Raw genomic sequence first — 17,575 nt, 5'->3', positions numbered from 1 at the left:
CCGAATAGATTTGAGCAAAGCCCAATTTACGCCAACACAAACCCGCTTGCAAAAATCGGGCTGACCATAGATTTTTCATGGCGGCAAGGCCGCGGCGCGGCCGGACACCCCGTTGGCCGTGGCGTGAACACCCTTGCATGAAACTTTCTCAAGTCGGCATGAGTGCCGTTTCCGGCCGCGTGGGCAAGCCGTGGTTTTCGCGCCCGTGCGCCGGAATTTGGCGCGGTTCCGGTGGTTTTAAGCGCAAATGATCCCGCGCGACGGGGTAAACTACTCAGCATTCTCCGGGTTTACCCGCCCGACGCCGTTTTCTTATCTGCCGTTTCTTTTCCATTACCGCCTCAGGAAACCCCCGTCATGTTTGACCGCAACCTCACCTTGTCCAAGGCTGACCCGGACGTTTGGGCCGCCATCCAGAAGGAAGACCAGCGCCAAGAGCAGCACATCGAGCTGATCGCTTCGGAGAACTACGCCAGCCCCGCCGTCATGGAAGCGCAGGGCACGCAGCTCACGAACAAGTACGCCGAAGGCTACCCGGGCAAGCGCTACTACGGTGGTTGCGAATACGTGGACGTGGTCGAACAGCTGGCCATCGACCGCCTGAAGCAGATCTTTGGCGCCGAAGCCGCCAACGTGCAGCCCAACTCGGGTTCGCAGGCAAACCAGGGCGTGTACATGGCGGTCCTCAAGCCGGGCGACACCGTGCTCGGCATGAGCCTGGCCGAAGGCGGCCACCTGACGCACGGCGCGTCGGTCAACGCCTCGGGCAAGCTGTACAACTTCATCTCCTATGGTCTGGACGAAAACGAAGTCCTGAACTACGACCAGGTCGAGCAGTTGGCCAAGGAACACAAGCCCAAGCTGATCGTGGCTGGCGCGTCGGCCTACGCCCTGCACATCGATTTCGAACGCATGGCCCGCATCGCCCGTGAAAACGGCGCGCTGTTCATGGTCGACATCGCCCACTACGCCGGCCTGGTTGCTGGCGGCGCCTACCCCAACCCGGTCCCGCACGCCGACTTCGTCACCTCGACGACGCACAAGTCGCTGCGCGGCCCGCGCGGCGGCGTCATCATGATGAAGGCCGAGCACGAGAAGATCATCAACTCGGCGATTTTCCCCGGCATCCAGGGCGGTCCGCTGATGCATGTCATCGCCGGCAAGGCCGTGGCCTTCAAGGAAGCGCTGGAACCCGGGTTCAAGGACTACGCGCAGCAAGTCGTCAAGAACGCCAAGGTGCTGGCCGACACGCTGGTCAAGCGTGGCCTGCGTATCGTCTCGGGCCGTACCGAGAGCCACGTCATGCTGGTGGACCTGCGTTCCAAGGGCATCACGGGCAAGGAAGCCGAAGCGGTGCTGGGCCAGGCCCACATCACGGTCAACAAGAACGCCATCCCGAACGATCCGGAAAAGCCCTTCGTGACCAGCGGCATCCGCCTGGGCACGCCGGCCATGACGACCCGCGGCTTCACCGAAGCCGACGCCGAACTGACGGCCAACCTGATCGCCGACGTGCTGGACAACCCGCGCGACGAAGCCAACATCGCCGCCGTGCGCGCCAAGGTCAATGAATTGACCTCGCGCCTGCCGGTTTACGGCAAGAAGTAAGCGGGCGACCCGGGCGCGGCCATGCCGCGAACGGGAATCGGGCAAAGGGACGGTTTCGCAAGACGCCGTCCCTTGTTCTTTTTGGGCATGCAGGCGGCGTCCTGCCTGGCAATCGGCCAGGCGGCCGCGGCAGGGCAGTCGTCCGAATTGACGCTTTGCATCATGCCCGTCGTTACAATATGCTCAATTATTGCCACCAGCGCCTTTAGGGATCACACATGCGGTGTCCATTTTGCGGCAATGCCGAAACGCAGGTTGTCGACAGCCGGGTCTCCGAAGAGGGCGACGCCATCCGCCGTCGCCGCCGCTGCCTGTCCTGTGACAAGCGGTTCACCACCTACGAACGGGTGGAGCTTGCCATGCCGTCGATCGTCAAGCGCAATGGCAGCCGCAGCGAATATGATCCCGTCAAGCTGCGCGCAAGCCTGAGCCTAGCGCTGCGCAAACGTCCCGTCAGCACGGAGGACGTGGATGCCGCCGTCGCCCGGATCGAAGAGCAATTGCTGGCCAGCGGCCAGCGCGAGGTGCCGTCCGAACATATCGGCGAGCTCGTCATGAACGAGCTGCGCAAGCTGGACAAGGTGGCCTACGTGCGTTTCGCCTCGGTCTACAAAAGCTTCGAGGACATCGGTGAATTTGTCGAAGCCATCCGCGAGATGCAGGGCCCGCTGCTGCCGGGCAAGTTGCGCAAGGACTAGCCGGGCGCCCCGCGCATCAGGCTGGGCGTCAGCGGCTGGAATTTGCGCCACACGCGGCGCATGTGCTGCGCCGATCCAAATCCCGACTTCTCCGCCACGCGTTCCAGGTCCAGCCGGGTGTCGCGCAGCAGGTCGCGAGCCAGCGCCACGCGGATCTGATACAGGTAATCCATCGGCGTGCACCCCGCGTGCTCGCGAAACAGGCGCGTCAGGTGCCGAGCACTGGTGTGCGCCTGGTCCGCCAGCGACTGGGCCGACCAGGGGGCGGCGGGATCGCGGATGACGGCATCCTGCACCCGGTGCACGCCGGGATGCATATGGCTGCGATGATCCAGCCACGGCGACAGGGCCGAGTCCGAGCCGGCGCGGCGCTGGTAGACAACCATGTCGCGCGCCGCCTCGCTGGCCACGCGCGGGCCGCAATGGCGCGCCACCATGTGCAGCGCCAGATCGATCCCCGCCGTGATGCCCGCGCTGCTGACGAGGTTTCCGTCCTCGACGAAGATGCGGTTGTCCTGCAGGCGCGCGGTGGGGTCAAGGGCGGCAAGCTGTTCCAGGCACGTGTGGTGGGTGGTGCATTCGCGCTGCCGCGTCAGCCCCGCCGCAGCCGCGAACAGCGCGCCCGCACAGACCGTCATCAAGGTGAAGCCGTCGGCCGGATGCCGGGCAGCCAGCCACGCCACGATGGCGCGCGCGTCCTCATCGTCCAGGCGCGTGTGCTTGCCCACCACGCCCGAGACGATGACCAGCGCGTTTGCCGGCAGCACGGCCGGCAGGGGCTGCAAGCGCGCCAGGTGCAGGCCGGGAATGCCGCTTTCGACGTCGCGGGAGGGGCTGCAGAAATGCTGGGTGAATGTGCCCGGGCACAGCTTGTTGGCCACACGGAAGGCCTCTGCCGGACCGGCGAGGTCCAGGAGGACGATGCCGCGCGGCACCACGAAGTACACCGGAACCATCTGCGCCTCCCGCCTGCGCGTTACACGGCCAGCGCGTCGGCGGCGCGGACGATGCGGGCAAAACGGCCTTGCAGCACCAGCTCGGTCCGATCGCGGATCTCGGCCGGCGTGTAGGTCCTGCCCGACGGGCTTTGCATCGCGAAGGTCAGCGTGGCGTCAGTCGGAAAGACCACCTTGAAGCCGGCATCGCTGGCATGGCGCGACGTGGTTTCGCAGCATTGTTCGGTGCGGATACCAGCCACGATGATGCCTTCGATGCCGTGCTTGAGCAGCCAGTCGTGCAACGTGGCGCCGGTTTCATCCTTCGCGTAGAGCGACGAATGGACCGTCTTGTGGAACACCGCGGTCGGAGCAATACGCAGTTCCTTCAACGTCTTGACGTGTCCGGAGGCGAGCGAAAAGGGGTTCGCGGGATCATCGGACGGGCTGGTGTGAAACACCTGCAGCACTGGAATGTCCTGGGCCTGGGCGCCGTCGATCAGGGCCTGAATCTGCGAAATGAACGCGGGATACTCCGATTCGTCCCAAAACGGACGTTGGCGGAAAGAGTCTTGTACGTCGATAACGATAAGTGCCTGTTTCATTTCCGGGCCTCCTGGCCAAGGATTCAAGGGGTACGGCGCTATTTTTACTCCGAACCGGCTCGGCGGCGAGCGCGATCCGAGACTACGTACGGCCCAAAACGGACATCCGTATCTTGGCGCGGCGGCACGGGGGCAAAGCCGGGCGGGACGGCGCCGGCGGACATACAATCGCCGGCATGGACATTTCCCGCGACTCCGACGACCTTTTCTGGATGCGACGCGCGCTGGCGCTGGCGCAGACCGTCATGACGACCACCGCGCCCAACCCCCGGGTCGGCTGCGTCATCGTGCGCGACGGCCGCGTGCTTGGCGAAGGCGCGACGCAGCCGCCAGGCGGCCCGCATGCCGAAATCTGCGCGCTGCGCGACGCGCAGTCGCGTGGCGAATCCGTGGCAGGTTCCACGTTGTACGTCACGCTGGAGCCCTGCAGCCATTTCGGCCGCACGCCGCCTTGCGTGGATGCGGTGCTGGCGGCGCGGCCGGCGCGCGTGGTGGTCGCAATGGGCGATCCGAATCCGCTGGTGAACGGCCAGGGGCTGGCGCGCCTGCGCGACGCCGGCATCGCGGTGACGACGGGCGTTTGCCGCGAAGAGGCGCTGGCGGTGAACGCCGGCTTCATCTCGCGCATGAGCCGCGGCCTGCCGTGGGTGTGGATGAAGATGGCGGCGTCGCTGGACGGCCGCAGCGCGCTGCATAACGGCATGTCGCAATGGATCACGGGTCCCGAGGCGCGCGCCGACGGGCACCGCTGGCGCGCGCGCAGTTGTGTCGTCCTGACGGGCATGGGCACGGTGCAGAAGGACGATCCCCAATTGAACGTGCGCGACGTCCAGACGCCGCGCCAGCCGCGCAAGGCCGTCGTGGACGGCCGTTTCGAGATCCCCGAAACCGCGCGGTTGTTCGACGGCGCGCAGGTCATCGTGTTCACCGCGCGCGAGGACGCGGCAAAGGCCGCGCGCCTGGCGGACAAGAACGCGCGTGTCGTGTGCTTGCCCGGGACGGAACCGGGCCGTGTCGATCTGCCCGCGATGATGCGCTGGATGGCTGCCGAGCAGTTCAACGAGGTCCACGTCGAGGCCGGCGCGGGCCTGAGCGGCGCGCTGGTTTCCGCTGGCTGCGTCGACGAACTGCTGCTGTATCTGGCGCCGGTGCTGCTGGGCGACGCGGCGGGCATGGTGCGCCTGCCGATGCTGGAGCATCTGGACGCCGCGCGGCGTTATGAATTCACCGATGCCGTGCGCGTGGGTGCGGATCTATGTGTTCGCGCGCGTGTCGCCGGCACGTGGCGCCAATTGATGGAAAGCGTGGCGCTGCCCGCGCTGTCGTAGCAAAACCGCTGCTAGCACTCCGAGGGTGCGGCTGCCAATCCGCGTAGAGCCGCGCGCTGCCTGCGTCTCGGCGGCGCGGCGCTGCCGATGTGACGTGCCGTATTGCATGACCGGCATCGGCATGCGCGGCGTCAATCGTGTTTCGCGTGATTACGCGCACGCGCAATTCGCACAAAATGAATTGCCACGAGACGGTCACAGGCTTAGCATAAGACGCATGACTTGGCGCTACGCGCTCACGGACCCCCCGCACAGCCGCCGCGCGCCCTCGTCACCACGGATTCCCGTGCCGCGAATCGGCGCAGTTCAACACCGACCGGCACGACACTGAACGAAGACGCAAAGCGCCGTTCAGCACGTTCGCTGCGATCGCATGGCGGACGCTTCGGGTTTATCCCCGGCTCATAAGAATCCATTGGATATCGCTCATTCCGTCATTTCATTGCCGAGCATTTCATGTGCGGCTGCGTCAGGCACGCTATATGCGGCTCTATGCTGAAAACGACTGTGCGAATTTGCTCACCAACGTTGCAACCCTGATGGAACTTGTTTCCGAGGGGTGCAGCCTAAACAGAAAGGGTCCGATCGTGCTTATGGTTGATGTGTGGCGAAAGCAACATAACGACCTGCCGAAAACGCCGACAGCGAAGTTGTTTAGTAATTCGCAGGCGCTGATGCACAATGGGCATGTAGGGACGTATTGAATTTTTCGCGTGTTGTAGGAGGTTTCCGTGCAAAACATCGTCGAAGGCTTCAAGTCGCAGTATGCAAGAGAGCAGGAATCGGAGCTCTCGCTCGAGGAGTATCTGAACCTCGCCAAGCGCGATCCCATGGCCTACGCCAGCCCCGCTGAGCGCATGTTGGCCGCGATCGGCGAACCTGAGATCGTGGATACGCGCAACGACCCACGTCTTTCCCGTTTGTTTTCCAACCGGACCATCCGACGCTATCCGGCGTTCCAGGAGTTCTACGGCATGGAGGACGTGATCGGACAGATCGTCGCGTTCTTCAAGCACGCCGCGCAGGGACTGGAGGAGCGCAAGCAAATCCTCTATCTGCTCGGGCCGGTGGGCGGCGGCAAGTCGTCCATCGCGGAACGGCTCAAGGCGTTGATGGAAAGTTTTCCGATCTACGCCCTGAAGGGATCGCCGGTCAACGAATCGCCGCTCGGGTTGTTTCATCCCGAACGGTTCGGCGACATGCTCGAAAAGGAATACGGCATTCCGAAGCGCTACCTGACCGGCATCATGTCGCCGTGGGCAGTCAAGCGCCTGAAGGAATTCGACGGCGACATCTCGAAGTTTCGCGTCGTGCGCCTGAACCCTTCGGTGCTGCGCCAGATCGCCATCGCCAAGACCGAGCCGGGCGACGAGAACAATCAGGACATTTCGTCGCTGGTGGGCAAGGTGGATATCCGCAAGCTCGATCGCCATTCGCAGGACGACCCCGACGCCTACAGTTACTCGGGCGGGTTGTGCCTGGCGAACCAGGGGCTGCTCGAGTTCGTGGAAATGTTCAAGGCGCCGATCAAGATGCTGCATCCGCTGTTGACGGCCACCCAGGAAGGCAACTTCAAGGGCACGGAAGGCTTCTCTGCCATCCCGTTCAACGGCACGATCCTGGCGCACTCGAACGAATCCGAGTGGCAGACCTTCCGCAACAACAAGCACAACGAGGCGTTCCTTGACCGTATTTACATCGTCAAGGTGCCTTACTGCCTGCAGGTTTCCGAAGAGGTCCGCATCTACGAGAAGCTGCTGCATCACAGCTCGCTGTCCGAAGCGCCGTGCGCGCCCGGAACGCTGGACATGATGGCGCAGTTCTCGGTGCTGACGCGCCTGAAGGAGCCCGAGAATTCCAGCATCTATTCCAAGCTGCGGGTCTACGACGGCGAAAGCCTGAAGGATGTCGATCCCAAGGCCAAGGCGCTGCAGGAATACAAGGACTATGCGGGCACCGACGAAGGCATGACCGGGGTCTCAACGCGTTTCGCGTACAAGATCCTGTCCAGCGTCTTCAATTACGACCAGACCGAAGTGGCCGCCAATCCGGTGCATCTGATGTACGTGCTGGAGCAACGCATCGGCCGCGAAGACTATCCCGACGAGATCCGCCGGCGCTATCTGGAGTTCATCAAGGGCTTCCTCGCGCCGCGCTACGCGGAGTTCATCGGCAAGGAGATCCAGACCGCCTACCTGGAGTCCTACTCCGAGTACGGCCAGAACATCTTCGACCGCTACGTGACGTTTGCCGACTGCTGGATCCAGGACGAGGAATTCCGCGATCCCGAAACCGGCGAAAGCTTCGACCGTAGCGCGCTGAACGATGAGCTGGAAAAGATCGAGAAGCCGGCGGGCATCGCCAATCCGAAGGACTTCCGTAACGAGATCGTGAACTTCGTGCTGCGGGCGCGCGCCAACAACAGCGGCCGCAATCCGAACTGGACCAGCTATGAAAAGCTGCGCGAAGTGATCGAGAAGAAGATGTTCTCGAACACGGAAGACCTGCTGCCGGTGATTTCGTTCAACGCCAAGGCCTCGGCCGAGGACAAGTCGAAACACCAGAGCTTCGTCGACCGGATGGTGGAGAAGGGCTACACGGAAAAGCAGGTCAGGCTGCTGTGCGAGTGGTATCTCCGTGTGAGGAAGTCTTCCTGAGCGAGGTGAATCATGAATTCACTGATCGATCGCCGTCTTAACGGTCGCAACAAGAGCGCCGTTAACCGGGAGCGCTTTCTTCGGCGTTACAAGGATCAGATCCGCAAGGCGGTGCACGGGATGATCCGTGACCGCTCGATCCAGGATATGGATCAAGGCGGTGAGATCAACCTGCCCGCCCGCGACATCTCCGAGCCGACGTTCCGGCACGGCGCGGGCGGCGACCGCGAGATGGTGCATCCGGGCAATCGCGAATTCGCCAAGGGTGACACCTTCGACCGGCCGCAGGGCGGGCAGGGCGAAGGCGGGTCCGAGCCGGGTGAAGGCGAGTCGGTGGACCAGTTCACCTTCAGCCTGTCGCGCGCCGAATTCCTGAACCTCTTTTTCGAGGATCTGGAATTGCCGCACCTGGCGCGCAACCAGCTTGGCGAGGTCAGCCAGAAGAAGTGGCAGCGCGCCGGCTACACGACCACGGGCTCGCCCAGCACGCTCAGCATCAGCCGCACGCTGAAGTCGTCGCTGGCGCGGCGCGTGTCGCTCGGTGTGAAGGCGCGCGCCGACCTCGAAGACGCGGAAAAAGCGCTGGAAGAGGCCAAGGCGGCGGGCGCGCCCGCGGCACGCGTGCGCGAACTGGAACAGGACGTCGAGGACTGCCGTGAGCGCCTGGCGCGTGTGCCGTTCCTGGACGACCTGGACCTGCGCTATCGCAATCGCGTGTCGGTCGCCATCCCCATGGCGCGCGCCGTCATGTTCTGCCTGATGGACGTGTCCGGCTCCATGGACGAGGGCAAGAAGGATCTCGCCAAGCGCTTCTTCACGCTGCTTTATCTCTTCCTGTCGCGCAAGTACGAACACGTCGACCTGGTTTTCATCCGCCATACCGACAACGCCGAGGAAGTCGACGAACACACCTTCTTCTACGACCCCAAGAGCGGCGGCACGATCGTGCTGTCGGCGCTGGAGCTGATGCGCGAGATCCTGGAAAAGCGCTACCCGCCGGCCGCATGGAACGTTTATGCGGCGCAGGCCAGCGACGGCGACTCGTTTGGCGCCGACGCGGGCAAGAGCGCGCGATTCCTGGCCGAGCATCTGCTGCCCTCGACGCGCTACTTCGCCTACATTGAAATTCCCGACTCGCAAGAGGCTCGCAAGAGTAGCCTGTGGGCCGAGTACGAACAGAAACTGGAACCGCATTTCGTCATGCGGCGCATCTGCGACCGCGGCGAGATCTTTCCCGTGTTCCACGACCTGTTCAAGAAGGAGACCGCATGAACGCCAACATGGGTGCTCTCGCGGAGCCGGGGTCGGGCGGTGCCGCCGTGCCGATTTCGCAGGGTTCCGAATGGACGTTCGAACTGATCCAGACCTATGACGACGCGATCTCGCAGATCGCCCGCGAATATGGCCTGGACACCTATCCGAACCAGATCGAGGTCATCACCTCGGAACAGATGCTGGATGCCTACGCATCGGCGGGCTTGCCCATCGGCTATCCCCACTGGTCCTACGGCAAGGAATTCATCCGCAACGAGCAGTTCTACCGCCGCGGCATGCAAGGGCTGGCGTACGAAATCGTCATCAATTCCAACCCGTGCATCTCGTACCTCATGGAAGAGAATTCCATGCCGATGCAGGCGCTCGTGATTGCGCACGCCTGCTACGGGCACAATTCCTTCTTCAAGGGCAACTACCTGTTCCGGCAATGGACGGACGCCGATGGCGTGCTGGACTACCTGGTCTTCGCGCGCAAATACGTGATGGACTGCGAAGACCGCTACGGCATCGACGCCGTGGAGTCGCTGCTGGACTCCTGCCATGCGCTGTCGCATCACGGGGTGGATCGCTACAAGCGGCCCGCGCCGGTCTCGTACAAGGAAGAGGCGACCCGCCAGGCCGAGCGCGAAGAACACGCGCGCCTGCAATACAACGACCTGTGGCGCACGCTGCCGCGGATCGAGGCGGACAAGGACACCCGCGTTGCGGCAACCGTGTTTCCGCCCGAGCCCGAGGAAAACCTGCTGTACTTCATCGAGAAGTACTCGCCCAAGCTGGCGCCGTGGCAGAAGGAACTGGTGCGCATCGTGCGCAAGGTCGCGCAGTATTTCTATCCGCAGACCCAGACCAAGGTCATGAACGAAGGCTGGGCCACGTTCTGGCACTACACCATCCTGAACCGCCTGCATGACAAGGGGCTGGTGAACGACGGCTTCATGATGGAGTTCCTGCAAAGCCACACCAACGTCGTCAGCCAGCGCGGCTTTGACGAGCGCGGCTATGGCGGCATCAATCCCTATGCGCTGGGCTTTGCGATGATGTCGGACATCCGCCGCATCTGCGAAGCGCCCACGCCCGAGGATCGCCGCTGGTTCCCGGACATTGCGGGCGGCGACTGGCTGAAGACGCTGGACTTCGCCATGCGCAACTTCAAGGACGAATCCTTCATCTCGCAGTACCTGTCCCCGCGGCTGATCCGCGAGTTCCGCTTCTTCGCCATCTCGGACCATCAGGCCAACCCCAAGCTGGAAGTGGCCGCGATCCACGACGACGAGGGCTACCGCGACATTCGCCGCCTGCTTGCCGCACAGCACAACCGCGACAACCAGGTGCCCGACATCCAGGTCATCCGCTTCAACCGCGACACTGACCGTTCGCTGGTGCTGCGCCACCTGAAAAGCCGCGGCCGGCCGCTGGCGGGCGAAGACGCCGAACAGGTCATGAAGCACCTGGCCCGCCTGTGGGGATTCCGCGTCCGGCTCGAAGAGACCGAACCGGACGGCACGATCAGCTCCTACCGGGAGCAGGACCCGCCGGCGTCGAAGTAAAGCCGTTGGCAGGGGAAGGGACGCGCGTAGTGCGTCCCTTTTTGTATGGCCGCTTGCTGTGTGGCCGCGCATTCTGCTAGAATCGCGGATTCGCATTTTCAGCAGCGTCTTTTAGCAGCACCAAAAGGCCCCTGAAGATGCAGTAGGACAGGTGGCCGAGCGGTTGAAGGCGCACGCCTGGAAAGCGTGTATACGTCAAAAGCGTATCGGGGGTTCGAATCCCCCTCTGTCCGCCAAGAATACCGGCAAGGCCTCACCGGCCAGCCAATAAAAGCCCCGATTTCCCAGAAATCGGGGCTTTTTGCATTTCCGGGAATCGTTACGGTACGCTCGTGCCATGACTTTCGACCCATCGATCCGATCATCCGCGCCTCGCCTGGATCTCTACAGCCTGCAGGTCTTTGTGGCCGTGGTCGAAGAAGGCAGCATTGCCGCGGCCGCCACGCGTGAGCACATTGCGCCGTCGGCGCTGAGCAAGCGGTTGTCTGAACTGGAACGCATCCTGGATGTGGCGCTGATCACGCGGCATGCTCGCGGGGTGGAAGCAACGGGCGCGGGGCACGCGTTGGCGCGGCATGCGCGGGCGCTGCTGCATCAGGCGCGCGGCCTCACGGACGAGATCCGGGACTTTTCGTCGGGCGTGCGCGGGCACGTGCGCATTGCGGCCAACCTGTCGTCGATCACGCAGTTTCTGCCGGAAGATCTGCAGCGCTTTCTGGCTCTGCATCCCGGCGTGCAGATCGATCTTGAGGAAAACGTCAGTTCGGCGGTGACGCGCGCGGTGCAGGAAAACGTGAGTGATATCGGCATCTATACCCAGACCGATGACGACAGCGGGCTGCAGAGTTTTCCGTACCGGCGCGATGTGATGACGCTGGTGGTCAACCGGTCTCATCCGCTTGCTGCGCGCGAGCGCGTGGCGTTTGCCGACACGCTGGAATACGACCATGTCGGCATGCATCGGGGCAGCGCCGCGAACTACCTGTTCACGCGCGAGGCGGCGGCCATCAATCGGACGGTGCGGCTGCGGTTCCAGGTCACTTCGTACGATGCGCTGGTGTCGATGGTGCGCCGGGAGCTGGGCATCGGCATCGTGCCCGTGGAGGCGCTGTCCCTGTTCGATTGCGGCGATCTAAGGATTATCCCTTTGACGGACGCGTGGGCGCGGCGCCAGCTCAAATTGTGCGTGCGCAGCAATGAACCCCTGTCCGGCGCAGCCCGGCTGCTGATGGAACACCTGCTGCAAGAGGCCGCCGCCTCCGGCAATTGAGGCAGGTCTTTCCGGATTCGGACCCGGATGTTGCGCAGCAAAATCCAGACTGCCAACGCAGGCGCCGCCGCGCGCAGCCATCGCGAATGGCGATGCCCCGCTGAAGATTCGCGATTTGTGCCGTGGCGGATGACCTCGGAAGATGACGCTTCAAGCCCATGGACCGCCCGCCGCGCGGGCGCGAGGAGACAGAAGTGAGCCTTCCAAGCCGAGTGCAGATCGTGGAGGTGGGACTGCGGGACGGACTGCAAAGCGAGCCCGAGTTCGTGCCCACCGACACCAAGGCTGCCATCCTGAATGAATTGATTGCCGCCGGCGTGCGCCACATCGAGGCAACCTCGTTCGTGTCGCCCCGTGCCGTGCCGCAGATGCGAGACGCCGCGGAATTGCTGGCGCTGGCGGACAAGCGGCCTGGCGTGGTGTTGAGCGCGCTGGCGCCGAACCCGCGCGGCGTGGAACGCGCGCTTGCATCGCGTGCCGATGAAATCGTGGTGTTCCTGTCGGCTAGCGAAAGCCACAACAGAAAGAACCTGAACCGGTCCGTGGAGCAATCGCTGCGCGATATCGAGGACGTGGCGGCGCTGTTAAAGGACCATCCCATGCGGCGCAAGGGCGCCATCGCGGTGGCCTTCGGTTGTCCATTCGAAGGCGATATCGATATCGCCACGTTAAAGACCATCGTGGCCGAGTTTGCCCGCCTGGATTTCGACGCCGTCACGCTGGGCGACACGACGGGCATGGCGACGCCGCGGCTGGTGCGCAAGACGGTCGACGGGCTGCGCGCGGCGTTTCCAGCCATGGACTTTTCCCTGCACTTTCACAACACGCGCGGCCTCGGGCTGGTGAATGTGGTCGAGGGGCTGCACGCGGGCATCACGTCCTTTGAATCGTCCCTGGGCGGCTTGGGCGGCTGTCCGTTCGCGCCGGGGGCGACGGGAAATGTCTGCACCGAAGATACGGTCAATCTGCTGCATGAGATGGATATCGAGACGGGCATTGACCTGGCAGCGCTGATCCAGGCGTCGCGGCATCTTGAACAGGTGATGAAGCGCCCGTTGTCCGGCCAGGTGATGAAGGCCGGGCCGCGGCTTGCCTTGCACGATTACGACGGCGCCGTGGCCGCCGTCGGCTGATTTCCGCAACCCTGGATTCACAAGAACCCATGCCTTTATCCGGATTCCGCATTCTGGACCTGACCCGCATCATCTCGGGCCCGTTCTGCACCTCACTTCTCGCCGACATGGGCGCAGAGGTCATCAAGATCGAGACGCCTGGCGAAGGCGACCCGGTGCGTGCCCAGGGCGTGATACGCGATGGCCTGAGCTGGTACTTCGCCAACTACAACCGCAACAAGAAATCCGTCACGCTCGACCTGTACAGCGAGGAGGGCAAGGCCGTGCTGCGGCGCCTGATCGCCGAATGCGATGTGATCGTCGAGAACTACCGCCCGGGCGTCATGCAGAAGATGGGCCTGGGCGACGAAGCGCTCAAGGCGCTCAAGCCCGACATCATTCATTGCAGCATCAACGGCTTTGGCACGACGGGGCCATATCGCGACCGGCCGGCCTTCGATTTCATCGCGCAGGCGATGAGCGGGTTCATGAGCCTGAATGGCGCGGAAAGCCAGCCGCCCATGCGCGCGGGCCCGCCCATCAGCGATCTGGTGGCTGGCATGAATGGCGCGCTGGGCATCGTGGCGGCGCTGCTGCGCCGCGAGCGCACCGGCCAGGGCGACAGCGTCAGCGTGAGCCTCCTGGGCAGCATGATCGGCCTCTTGAGCTTTCAGGCGTCGAACTATTTTGCCGACGGCCGGCTACCGGCGCGCACGGGCAACGATCACGGCATCGCGTCGCCCTACGGGCTGTTCGAGACGGCCGACGGGCAGGTCGCCATCGCGCCCAGCAACGACGTCGTCTATCACAAGCTGCTGGACGCGCTGGAGCTGTCCGAGCTGCGCGCCGACCCGCGCTTTGCGACGAACGCCGATCGCATGCGCAACCGTGGCGCGATCACCGAGGCCATCCAGACGCGCACGCGTCAGCACACCAGCGCCCACTGGATCGAACGGCTGAACCGGTTCGGCGTGCCGTGCGGCCAGGTGCTGAACCTGCAGGAAGTGTTCGAGGATCCCCAGGTGCAGGACCAGCGCATGGCGATCGACGTCCCGCATGGCGGCCACGGCGATGTGCGTATGCTGGGTTTCCCGATCAAGTTTGCGCAGGCTGAAGCCCGGCCCGTGCAACCGGCGCCCGCGCTGGGCGCCGATACCCGCGATGTGCTGCTGCAGTTCGGTTTTGCGCAGGACGACATTATTGGATTGCAGGAACGCGGCGTCATCTGAACGCGCCGCGGCAGGACCACCAAGGCGACACCGCCTGCCTATAAAGCAATAACGACGGAGACACATCACATGCTACGCAACCTTCTGCTTTCAGCTTGCGTGCTGGGCGTCGCGGCAGGCGCCCACGCCCAGGAGTCCTACCCGAATCAGCCCATCCGCATCATCGTGCCGTTCACGCCGGGCGGGGGCACGGACTTCCTGTCCCGCACGGTGGCCGCCAAGCTGGGCGAGACCACCAAATGGAACGTGGTGGCCGAGAACCGGCCGGGCGCGGGCGGCACCATCGGCATCGGCGCGGCCGCGCGCGCCAAGCCGGACGGCTACGAGATCGTCATGGGGCAGGTCGACAACCTGGCGGTGGCGCCTTCCATCTACAGCAAGCTTTCATACGACCCGGTCAAGGACTTTGCGCCGATCGGCATCGTGGGCGAAGCGCCGCTGGTCATTGTGGCCGGCAAGTCCAGCCCCTATCAGACCTTGCAGGCGCTGATCCAAGCGGCCCGCAAGGCGCCCGGCGCGGTCAACTACGGGTCGCCCGGCGCCGGCACCATCACGCACCTGGCTGCCGAACTGCTTCAGCAGCGGGCGGACATCAAGTTGGTGCATGTGCCGTACAAGGGGTCGGGGCCGGCAATGGCAGACCTGCTGGGCGGGCAGGTGCCGGTGATCTTCACGTCGATCCCGTCGGCGGCGCCGCAGCTCAAGGCCGGCAGCGCCGTCGCGCTGGCCGTGACCTCGCCGCAGCGCAGCCCGGTTCTGCCCGACGTGCCGACGGTGGCGGAGCTGGGTTATCCGAACTTCGACGTGCGGGTCTGGTATGGCTTGCTGGCGCCGGCCAAGACGCCCAAGCCCATCATCCAGACGCTGAACACGGAACTGAACAAGGTGCTGGCGTTGCCGGCGATGCAGGAAGCCTTGGCCGCTCAGGGCGCGCAGGCCATGCCCACGACGCCGGAGCAGTTCGCCGCGACGATCAAGCAGGACTACCAGAAGTGGAAGCCCGTGATCGAGGGCGCGAAAGTCAAGCTGGATTAAGCACGATCGGCGACACGTCCAGCACATACATCTGGCGTTCGCCTTCGTGCACGGAGTCGATGCAGACCTGCGTGCCGTCGCGGCTCCAGCGCGGATGCAGGTCGCAGCGGTTTTCCTTGGACAGGTTCGGGTCGGCATAGAAGCTTCCCAGCGCATGCCGGCCGCCCGTTTCCATGTCGTACAGGAACAGGATGCGCTCGTGCGTGGCGCTGTCCGGATAGGTGTCGCTGAGCAGCCAGCGCGTGTCGACCGGTGAAAACGTCATGTGGCCGTTCTCGGTCAGCACGCCGTCGCCCACGACTTGCACGTGGCCGTCCGGGGCGTCTTCATACAGGTGGTAGTGGATGCTGCCGGCATGCGGGCCCCAGACGATGATCGAGGTGTCGTCGCGCCACAGCGGGTGCGAGATCTGGTATTCGGACTTCTCGTAGTCGAAGGTGCCCACCGCGTTCGGGTCGAAGTCGTCGGCCAGTTGCGGCAGCGGGTGGTCGGAGCATTCCAGGAGGCGCATGTCGCTGCCGTCCGCGTTCATGGTGATGAGGCGATGCAGGAAGCACGTTTCATCCGCGACGCGTTCGGTCCAGCGGTGCAGGAACAGGATGCGCGTGGACGAGGGATTGACCTCTATGTGGCTGACCCAGTGGATGGCCCGGTCCATCGACTCGCGCGGATGGAAGTTGCGCAGGTCGGCGTAGCTGACCAGCAGGCGGTGAGCGCCGGTCTCCAGGTCCATCGCGCGAATGCCGTCATCGGCAGGTGCGAGGGCGACGGGGCCGGGGGCATGTTCGCTGTAGCCGATCGTCTGGTGGGTGATGTAGAGCCGGCGGTAGTCCACGCACAGCGCATAGCGGCTGTTGGGCGCGGCCACGTAGATCGGCAGGGGCAGCACGCGGGTCTGGCCGGTGGCGATGTCGTGGATGGCGCTACGAAAGCCGGGATAGACGCCGCTGTCGTCGGCGCTGCGGCAGTTGTAGATCAGCTGCGGGCTGGGGGCGCCGTCCAGCCATTGCAACTGGCAGCCCATCTGCCAGTTCCATGCGGTGGTCTCGCCCACCGCGTGATAGCGGTCGCCGTCTTGCACGTCGAAGTAACCGACTTCTGCGCGCAATTCGGGCGTCAGGACGGCATCGGCGAAGGCGGTGCGGTTGGCAAGCAGATAGCGCCCGTCGCGGTGCCAGACGGTCTTGTTGTAGTAACCGAAGAAATGGTGGTGCGGCGCGTCGTTCAGACGGCGGCAGGCGATGGGCGTGGCAAACATGCGATTCATGGGTTCAACCCGCGGTGATGTGTTCGGTTTCGATGACCTTGTTCCAGCGGGCGCGCTCGCGTTCGACGAAGTCGCGCGCCGCTGCGGGCGAGTTGCCGACCGGGGTCATGCCCAGGCGTTCCAGGCCGCTGCGAAACGCGGGATCGGCATAGATCCGCTTCAGGTCGGCGCTGATCTTCTCGATCAGCGCATCGGGCACGTCTTTGCTGGCGGCCAGCGTGGTCCATGACGTGACGGTCAGGCCTGGCAGGCCGGCTTCGGCGGCGGTCGGCACGTCGGGCAGAGCGGGCGAGCGGCTGGCGCCCGTGATCGCAAGCGCCTTGAGCTTGTTGGCCTGGATGTAGCCGATGGTGGTGGGCACGTTCTCGAACAATAACTGGATCTGGCCGCCCAGCAGGTCGTTGGTTGCCGCCGAACTGCCGCGATACGGGATGTGCACGATGGGGGCCTGCGCCGACATCTTGTAGAGCTCGCCGACCATGTGCACGGACGATCCGACACCTGCCGATCCGAAATGCAGGGTGTCGGGCTGTGCCTTGGCCAGCGCGGTGAGCTCGGCCAGGTTGTTGGCCTGCAACGCCGGATTGGCGACCACGACGTGGGGCATCTCCGCCACGATGGTGATCAGCTTCAGGTCCTTGGCGGGCTGGTAGTTCAGCGCCTTGTACACGCCATAGGTCGCGTGCAGGCCGATGGAGCCGAGCAGCAGCGTATAGCCGTCCGGCCCGGAATCCGCCACGAACTTGCCGCCGATGTGGCCGCCGGCGCCTGGACGGTTCTCCACGACCACCGATTGCCCATACAGCTTGCTCAGGTGTTCGGCCACCAGGCGGCCCTGGATATCGGAACTGCCGCCCGCCGTGAAGGGCACGATGATGCGCACGGGGCGGTCGGGATAGTTGGCCTGGGCCTGCGCGGTGAGCGGCAAGGCGGCACTTGCGAGCGTCAGGCACAGGGCCTGCAGGAGGCGGCGGCGATTCATGGTCATTTCCCCAAACAGTGGATGCGT

14 protein-coding genes and 1 tRNA gene are annotated in these 17,575 nt (G+C 64.2%); 11 read left to right on the top strand and 4 right to left on the bottom strand.

Annotation, left to right across the window (positions count from 1 at the left end):
* Window positions 1-357 precede the first annotated feature (357 nt).
* Together glyA and nrdR are read left to right on the top strand one after the other, a co-directional pair.
* A complete protein-coding gene (glyA, locus tag KVT32_RS23750; RefSeq protein WP_056327844.1) occupies window positions 358-1,608 on the top strand; it encodes a serine hydroxymethyltransferase in 1,251 nt (416 codons plus the stop codon).
* A gap of 218 nt (window positions 1,609-1,826) precedes the next feature.
* Window positions 1,827-2,306, top strand: coding sequence for a transcriptional regulator NrdR (gene nrdR / locus KVT32_RS23745; RefSeq protein ID WP_056327845.1), 480 nt, complete (start codon window positions 1,827-1,829; stop codon window positions 2,304-2,306).
* On the opposite strand, the gene KVT32_RS23740 is transcribed toward nrdR, so the two are convergent.
* Both KVT32_RS23740 and KVT32_RS23735 read right to left on the bottom strand, forming a co-directional pair.
* Complete coding sequence (locus tag KVT32_RS23740) at window positions 2,303-3,262, bottom strand: GlxA family transcriptional regulator (protein ID WP_152383346.1); 960 nt, start codon at window positions 3,260-3,262, stop codon at window positions 2,303-2,305. The two genes, nrdR and KVT32_RS23740, sit on opposite strands and share 4 nt — an antisense overlap.
* Window positions 3,263-3,282: 20 nt before the next feature.
* A complete protein-coding gene (locus KVT32_RS23735) occupies window positions 3,283-3,846 on the bottom strand; it encodes a cysteine hydrolase family protein (RefSeq protein WP_142051290.1) in 564 nt (187 codons plus the stop codon).
* Window positions 3,847-4,022: 176 nt separating this feature from the next.
* Here KVT32_RS23735 and ribD point away from each other — a divergent pair, with 176 nt between their 5' ends.
* The 9 genes from ribD to KVT32_RS23690 all read left to right on the top strand — a co-directional run bounded on the left by ribD (window position 4,023) and on the right by KVT32_RS23690 (window position 15,299).
* Window positions 4,023-5,174 (top strand): bifunctional diaminohydroxyphosphoribosylaminopyrimidine deaminase/5-amino-6-(5-phosphoribosylamino)uracil reductase RibD, encoded by a 1,152-nt coding sequence (gene ribD, locus KVT32_RS23730; protein WP_193725352.1) that lies wholly within the window; start codon window positions 4,023-4,025, stop codon window positions 5,172-5,174.
* 740 nt (window positions 5,175-5,914) lie between these two features.
* Entirely contained in the window at window positions 5,915-7,831 is a 1,917-nt protein-coding gene (locus tag KVT32_RS23725; protein WP_370458365.1) for a PrkA family serine protein kinase, read from the top strand.
* Window positions 7,832-7,843: 12 nt separating this feature from the next.
* On the top strand, window positions 7,844-9,103 hold the full coding sequence (locus KVT32_RS23720; RefSeq protein ID WP_063951964.1) for a YeaH/YhbH family protein: 1,260 nt from the start codon (window positions 7,844-7,846) through the stop codon (window positions 9,101-9,103).
* Window positions 9,100-10,653, top strand: coding sequence for a SpoVR family protein (locus KVT32_RS23715; protein WP_175157337.1), 1,554 nt, complete (start codon window positions 9,100-9,102; stop codon window positions 10,651-10,653). The genes KVT32_RS23720 and KVT32_RS23715 overlap by 4 nt, the downstream gene beginning before the upstream one ends.
* Before the next feature lie 145 nt (window positions 10,654-10,798).
* Window positions 10,799-10,889: transfer RNA gene (locus KVT32_RS23710), tRNA-Ser, on the top strand.
* A gap of 101 nt (window positions 10,890-10,990) precedes the next feature.
* Window positions 10,991-11,923 carry a LysR substrate-binding domain-containing protein gene (locus KVT32_RS23705; RefSeq protein ID WP_056327858.1) on the top strand — a complete coding sequence of 311 codons (933 nt, stop codon included), beginning with the start codon at window positions 10,991-10,993 and terminating at the stop codon, window positions 11,921-11,923.
* A 194-nt stretch (window positions 11,924-12,117) separates the two neighbouring features.
* A complete protein-coding gene (locus KVT32_RS23700; RefSeq protein WP_217618908.1) occupies window positions 12,118-13,056 on the top strand; it encodes a hydroxymethylglutaryl-CoA lyase in 939 nt (312 codons plus the stop codon).
* Between the two features lie 29 nt (window positions 13,057-13,085).
* Window positions 13,086-14,264, top strand: a complete 1,179-nt coding sequence (locus tag KVT32_RS23695) for a CaiB/BaiF CoA-transferase family protein (protein ID WP_217618907.1) — start codon at window positions 13,086-13,088, stop codon at window positions 14,262-14,264.
* A 69-nt stretch (window positions 14,265-14,333) separates the two neighbouring features.
* A complete protein-coding gene (locus KVT32_RS23690) occupies window positions 14,334-15,299 on the top strand; it encodes a tripartite tricarboxylate transporter substrate binding protein (protein WP_217618906.1) in 966 nt (321 codons plus the stop codon).
* Here KVT32_RS23690 and KVT32_RS23685 read toward each other — a convergent pair.
* On the bottom strand, window positions 15,286-16,566 hold the full coding sequence (locus KVT32_RS23685; protein ID WP_152383352.1) for a hypothetical protein: 1,281 nt from the start codon (window positions 16,564-16,566) through the stop codon (window positions 15,286-15,288). The genes KVT32_RS23690 and KVT32_RS23685 overlap by 14 nt on opposite strands.
* A 4-nt stretch (window positions 16,567-16,570) precedes the next feature.
* The gene (locus KVT32_RS23680; RefSeq protein ID WP_217618905.1) at window positions 16,571-17,548 is read right to left on the bottom strand and encodes a tripartite tricarboxylate transporter substrate binding protein; all 978 of its coding nucleotides are present in this window, start codon (window positions 17,546-17,548) and stop codon (window positions 16,571-16,573) included.
* Window positions 17,549-17,575: the final 27 nt, after the last annotated feature.

The organism is Achromobacter sp. GbtcB20 (assembly GCF_019091095.1).
Lineage (GTDB): Bacteria > Pseudomonadota > Gammaproteobacteria > Burkholderiales > Burkholderiaceae_B > Achromobacter > Achromobacter mucicolens.
This window is presented reverse-complemented; position numbering and strand designations above follow the sequence as displayed.